Genomic DNA, 5,842 nt, shown 5'->3' with positions numbered 1-5,842 from the left:
TATATACAGATGTTGCGGCAAAAATGAATCGAAGCTTGAGCAATCGTTTCAGTCTGATTCTGATCAGTGTTGTTATCGTAATATCCTGCATCTTTTCTGCTGTTCTACTGATTTACGGGAATTATACCAGGGAAAAGCAGCTTGAACTCCAGATGGATGAAGCTCTGAAGCTGGCGGAAACATCGCTGCCCAATGCCGTCTGGCAACTGAACTATGAATCGATCAATGATATTCTCAGGGCCGTTCTGTTGAATAAGGCGATTGTTTATATCAGTGTAATGGTTGACGGGAAAATTGTTTCAGAGCAGGTGCAGCCGGGATACCGGATCCGGGAAACCGGGTTTTACTCGAATTCTTCAAATTATCTGGTGAAGACTGCCGGAATAATGCACGGTGATGTTCAGGCCGGTACCATGCGGATAATTCTTTCAAAGTCCGGTGTCGTCAAGGAGCTGTGGTCAACAGCTCTTAATGTGATCAGTCTGCTTTTACTGGTTATTCTATCCATTCTGTTCACTTCTCTTGTCATTTTCCGTTACTATGTCATATACCCTCTGGAAAAACTGGAACGTTCGGCAAAACTGATCACTGCCGGAAATCTGGATACAAGGATCGAAGTTGAATCATATGATGAGATTGGTCGTCTCGCTGCAGTATTCAGCACAATGACCGGACGGCTGAAAGAAAGTTTTGCAACGCTTGAACAGAGAGTCAGGGAGCGGACAAAAGACCTGTCCAAAGCAAAAAATGAGGCAGAAAAGACAAGTCGGCATCTCCTGAAAACCAGTGCGGAACTTCAGGCTATTCTGGATAACTCTCCAGTGGGAATCCTCTTTGTCAACGAGGAGCGCAGAATTGAGAAATTTAATGCAGAGCTCACTGAGCTCACAGGGTATTCTCATGAAGATCTAGTTGGAAAAAGCACAAGAATATTTTATGCCGATGATCAATCCTTTGAAAAAATTGGAGAGGACCTCTATGGACAGCTTCAGAAACATGGGTTGTGCGAGGGTCAGATCAGGTTGAAAAAGAAGGATGGCTCTGATCTGGTCTGTCAGGTTCGTGGACGTGTGACCAGAGGAAGTGGAACTCTTGACGGCATTGTCTGGAGTATTGGCGACATTACCGACAGGTTGAAAATGGAGCAGGAATTACTGGAGGCAAGAAAATTTGAGTCAGTTGGTATACTTGCCAGTGGGATTGCTCATGATTTCAATAATATCCTCCAGGTTGTGCTGGGGAATCTGGCATTGGCTGAAAGGAAGGGCGGTCATGATTCGAAAATGCTGGATTATATTTTAGCCGCAAAGAATGGTGCTGTCAGGGCCAGGGAACTGACGGCAAAGCTGCAGAGTTTTGCAAAAATGGAAAAACCTGTGAAAGCTGAAGGATATCTCCCCGATATTGTAAAGGAAGACCTGGACTATATTCTTGTGGGTCATGGGGTGGAGTATAATATAGAGGTGGAAGATAATCTCTGGTGTGTTTCCGTTAACAGTGTTCAGATCAGTCAGATGATGCGCAGCCTGATCAAAAACGCCTACCAGTCAATGGCCGAAGGTGGTGTCATAACCATCAATTTTGCCAATGTCGTTCTCCAAGAGGATGAAATCGCAGGCCTTCAGGGAGGGCGGTATGTCCGTGTCATCATGAAAGACGAGGGGCAGGGGATTTCAGCAGATATCATTGATAAAATATTTGATCCTTATTTTTCAACACGGGAAAAAAATGCGGAAAAAGGATTGGGACTTGGCCTGGCCATTGTCCATTCCATTGTAAAAAAACATGATGGCAGAATTCTTGTGGATTCTGTTCCGGGAGAAGGAACGACGTTCACCATCTATTTCCCCGCGATAGCAGAAAGAAAAGAGGAAGAGACAGCATCAGATTCCATTCTCCCCACAGGCAGAGGTGTTGTCCTGATAATGGATGAAAATGAGGAGGATCTGGCAACTGTCTGTGAAATGGTTTCCTACCTGGGTTACAGGGCCATGGCAGAACAAAAAATGGAGGATGCACTCAGCCGTTTTCGGGGCATCAGGGAAGAAAAAGAGGGTGCAGTGATTGTTATTGTAAGTCTGGGTGATGGGGATAAAAGTTTAATTGCTGCCGATTGTTTCAGTGAAGAGTGGCCGGGCGCAAAAATTTTTCTGGCACTCCACGAGCCGGATGCTTTTCTGGTCGAGAAATGTGAACATCGGCAGCGATATGGAATCATTCTGAAACCATATAACCTTCTCGATTTGAATCGTGCTTTTCAAGTTTTTACAGGAAATAATTATCACGAAGCCGTCACGGATTCAGGTTTGACCAGATTATAGGTAATTGTCTTCATTTCATCGATCAGTGGTGCCTTTCCTGTCCAGAGAGAAAATGCGGCTGCGCCCTGGTAAACAAGCATCCCAAGACCATCAACTGTTGTGCAGCCGCGCTGTTTTGCTTCCCGAAGCAGCCTGGTCATCAGTGGATTGTAGACAATATCCGCCACCACAAGGTGCGGCAGGAGGAGAGAGCCGTCAAGTGGGCTGGTATCCGTGTGGGGATGCATCCCGAGCCGGGTGCCGTTGACGAGTATATCACAGGTGTTGAGAGTAGTGGCGATGGTGGATTCCACCTGTTCCACGGCAGTGGCGCACTCTGTAATGGTATTATTTATTTCTTTGACCAGCTGTTCTGCCCTGGACTGTGTGCGGTTGCAGATGTAGATCCGGTGGGCTCCACGGAAGGCAAGGGTCATGGCTATGGCCCGGACAGCACCACCGCAGCCGAGAATGAAGATGCTTTTCCCCTGGACAGTCAGGTTTGCTTTTTTCTCAAGAGATTGAACAAATCCTTCTCCATCGGTGTTGTATCCTTTTGTTTTTCCGTTGTTCAGACAGATGGTGTTCACCGCTCCTATTTTTTCAGCCAGTGGGTCGATTTCATCGAGGTACTCAAGTATGGCAATTTTATGGGGAATTGTTACATTAAACCCTCCGGTATTGATTTTGCTCAGGCCGTTGAAAACGACGCCGAGATTCTCCGGGGTTACCTCGATCGGAATATAGCAGTAGTCCATGCCGAGTTTATGAAAAACGTGGTTATGCATGGCGGGTGAAACGGAATGCCCAAGGGGCTCGCCAAGGAGAAAAACGAGTTTTGTTGTCACAGTCGGCAATGTCATGGCTTGTGCACCTGGTTGAATTAATGGTAATTTCACCACATTCGGAGTCTCGCGGGCTCCGAACTCGCCAATTGCAGAATTTTGGTTGAACTGAAATCTGAATCGGCTACGGATTCAGGACCTGCGTTTATTTTTGGAGCTTTGGTAATCAATGACTGTTTTTAGCGGAATAATAGCATTTCTTGTTCTCTTTGTAATTGGTCTCACCTGGTTTTTCATCTACTATTTCGGTAACCCTGTTATCACTGAACCGGAAGGTATTGCCAGGGTAGTCGGTAACTGCGGCGATACCATGGAGATCGGTCTGAGGATTCGTAACGGCCGGGTCATGGATACACATTTCTGGACGAACGGATGTTCCTTCAGCCGGCACTGTGTGGAAACGGCTGCAAGGCTGGCACGTAATAAAACGGTGGAAGAGCTTGCGGGAATCAATATGGTCACTATTATGGAAGAGGTGGGGCAGTTGCCTGAAACGCATCTGCACTGTGCTCAACTGGCGGAAATAACATTGCGTCGCAGTGTGGAGGATTATTATGCCCGTGAAGTGCAGGATTTAGGTCAGAGATAATAGAATCACAGAGTTGCTACCCCTGTGAGGAGTTACGGATCAGGTGCTATTTTTTCCGGCGTTTATTCATTTCCCTGTAGCGCAGCTGGTTCTCCAGGGCCTCAAGTTCATGGAGGATCTGAAGGTAGGTTTCGTAGCGCTCCCGGGTAATCCTGCCCTGTTCCAGCAGTGAGGTGATGGTGCAGCCGGGTTCAGAGCGATGGAGGCAGTTTCTGAATCGGCAGGGAGTATCATGACTTCTCTCAAAACCCGGAAAATGAAAGGCCAGGTCTGTTATCGGAATATCAGCCAGACCAAAATCGATAAAACCGGGAGAATCTATCAGCTCTCCTCCTCCCTTTAACCTGTGGAGGGTGGAAACGGTCGTGGTGTGACGACCACGTTTTCGACTTTCGTGCAGTGCACCTGTCTGGAGATTGACGGCCGGGCAGATCCTGTTCAGCAGGGAACTTTTTCCGACACCGGTAGGGCCGACAAATATGGAGCGCAGTCCTGCCAGGCCTGCTGTAAATTGATTAATACCGGCGCCTGTGACGGCACTGAGAATGAAAAGAGAAACAGGGTCAGCGTAGGTTTTCCTTATTTCCTTTTCATATTGTCCCGAGCCGGGTAAATCGCATTTGTTTATCAGGAGAATGGGCCGGAGATGCGCGGCCCTGGCAGCAATAACCGCCCTGTCAATAAATCCCGGTGGGGGGAGAGGCTCGCAGGCTGCAACAATACAGACCGCATCCAGGTTGGCGCCGATGCAGTGTTTTTTGCCCCTGGCATCGACACGGACCAGCTTGGATTTTCTTTTATGCCGGATCAGAAGATCATTGTTTACAGTGACCCTGTCTCCAACAACATGTCCGGAGTTACGTTTTACCCGGATTATCTTTTTTTCTCCCGTGGCGTCAAAGCGGATCTCAACCGCTACACCCAGGTGGGCAACAAGGGTTCCTTCCTGTCTGGACGTATTTTTGTTTTTTTTAATGTTCGGATTAATGTTGCGTATTACCATGGCGCACTCACCTGTTCAGGTTCTCGCCAAGCAGCTTTGCGCCGAGCAGGATCAGGATTGATCCACTGAGTCCATGTAATATTCTGTTTGTTTGTGGTGTCTGCAGCCAGGTTCCTGCCCTGTCTACCATGGAGGAAACCGTACAGAGCCAGATCATGCCAACGATAAAATGCAGGCCGGCAATGAAGAGGGACTGGAGCAGGGGAGGGCGGGAGGGGTCGATGAACTGGGGCAGAAAGGCCATATAGAAGATAATTGCTTTCGGGTTGAGGATATTGGAAAAAAAACCTTCCCGAAATGATTTGTAATAATTATTGTTCTTTTCCCTGGTTGTACTGGTTTCATCTTTTTGCTGCTGTCTGAAAAGTTCTTTCAAGCTTGTAAGGCCGAGCCAGATAAGATAGGCTGCACCCATTGATTTAAGCAGACCGAAGGCCCATGTTGTCAGGAGGAGAATGGAAGAGATACCGAGTGCGGAAACTATGGCGTGAAAAAAGAGTCCTGAGCAGATCCCGAGAGAACTTGCCGCGCCATCCTTCCATCCTCCCCGACTACTGTTGCGGATGACCAGCATCGTGTCCACTCCAGGAGTGAGCGTGAGAAGAGTTACAGCGGTAAAACATGTTATAAGAGTGTGTATTTCCATAGAATTCGTGACGTAGTCATGATGAGTGAACCCCGCATACGGGCAAGGTGAGTAGTTTCAGGTTCAATGGCGCTGTTCTTTGAAAGAGTCCAGTATAATCAATGTGCTGAAAAAAATCAGGTGGTAAATGCTCACAAGTATCAGGCTGAGTTTTGTATGTAATTAGAAAAATTTTAAAAGGTAGAAGGAAAATGTTTCTGGAATTATTAAAAAAACGTCGTAGTATTCGCCGGTTCCAGGAAAAACCGGTTGAAAAGGAAAAAATAGACATGCTAATGGAAGCCGCTCTTCGTTCGCCGTCTTCCAGGAGTCTCAACCCTTGGGAATTTGTGGTTGTGACAGACAGATCCCTTCTGGAAGAACTGGCCACATCCAAACCCCACGGGGGGAGTTTTATTAAAAATGCTCCCCTGGCAATTGTTGTATGCGGGGATCCGGGCAAAAGCGATGTCTGGGTGG

General features: G+C 47.4%; 6 protein-coding genes. 3 read left to right on the top strand and 3 right to left on the bottom strand.

Features of this window, described 5'->3' with window-relative positions:
- On the top strand, positions 1–2,321 hold a 2,321-nt coding region (locus ACXLDX_RS09635), incomplete at its 5' end, for an ATP-binding protein (protein WP_457576967.1).
- Here ACXLDX_RS09635 and aroE read toward each other — a convergent pair.
- A complete protein-coding gene (aroE, locus tag ACXLDX_RS09630) occupies positions 2,282–3,163 on the bottom strand; it encodes a shikimate dehydrogenase (RefSeq protein ID WP_457576966.1) in 882 nt (293 codons plus the stop codon). The two genes, ACXLDX_RS09635 and aroE, sit on opposite strands and share 40 nt — an antisense overlap.
- A gap of 151 nt (positions 3,164–3,314) precedes the next feature.
- Here aroE and ACXLDX_RS09625 point away from each other — a divergent pair, with 151 nt between their 5' ends.
- Complete coding sequence (locus ACXLDX_RS09625; protein ID WP_457576965.1) at positions 3,315–3,734, top strand: iron-sulfur cluster assembly scaffold protein; 420 nt, start codon at positions 3,315–3,317, stop codon at positions 3,732–3,734.
- A 46-nt stretch (positions 3,735–3,780) separates the two neighbouring features.
- Here ACXLDX_RS09625 and rsgA read toward each other — a convergent pair whose 3' ends face one another.
- Positions 3,781–4,737: a ribosome small subunit-dependent GTPase A gene (rsgA, locus tag ACXLDX_RS09620; RefSeq protein WP_457576964.1), complete on the bottom strand. Its 957-nt coding sequence runs from the start codon at positions 4,735–4,737 to the stop codon at positions 3,781–3,783.
- 7 nt (positions 4,738–4,744) lie between these two features.
- Positions 4,745–5,383, bottom strand: a complete 639-nt coding sequence (locus ACXLDX_RS09615) for a LysE family translocator (protein ID WP_457576963.1) — start codon at positions 5,381–5,383, stop codon at positions 4,745–4,747.
- A 191-nt stretch (positions 5,384–5,574) separates the two neighbouring features.
- Here ACXLDX_RS09615 and ACXLDX_RS09610 point away from each other — a divergent pair.
- A partial coding sequence (locus tag ACXLDX_RS09610) for a nitroreductase family protein (protein WP_457576962.1) occupies positions 5,575–5,842 on the top strand: 268 nt, incomplete at its 3' end.

The sequence above is a fragment of the Desulfomarina sp. genome, assembly GCF_054039375.1.
This window is presented reverse-complemented; position numbering and strand designations above follow the sequence as displayed.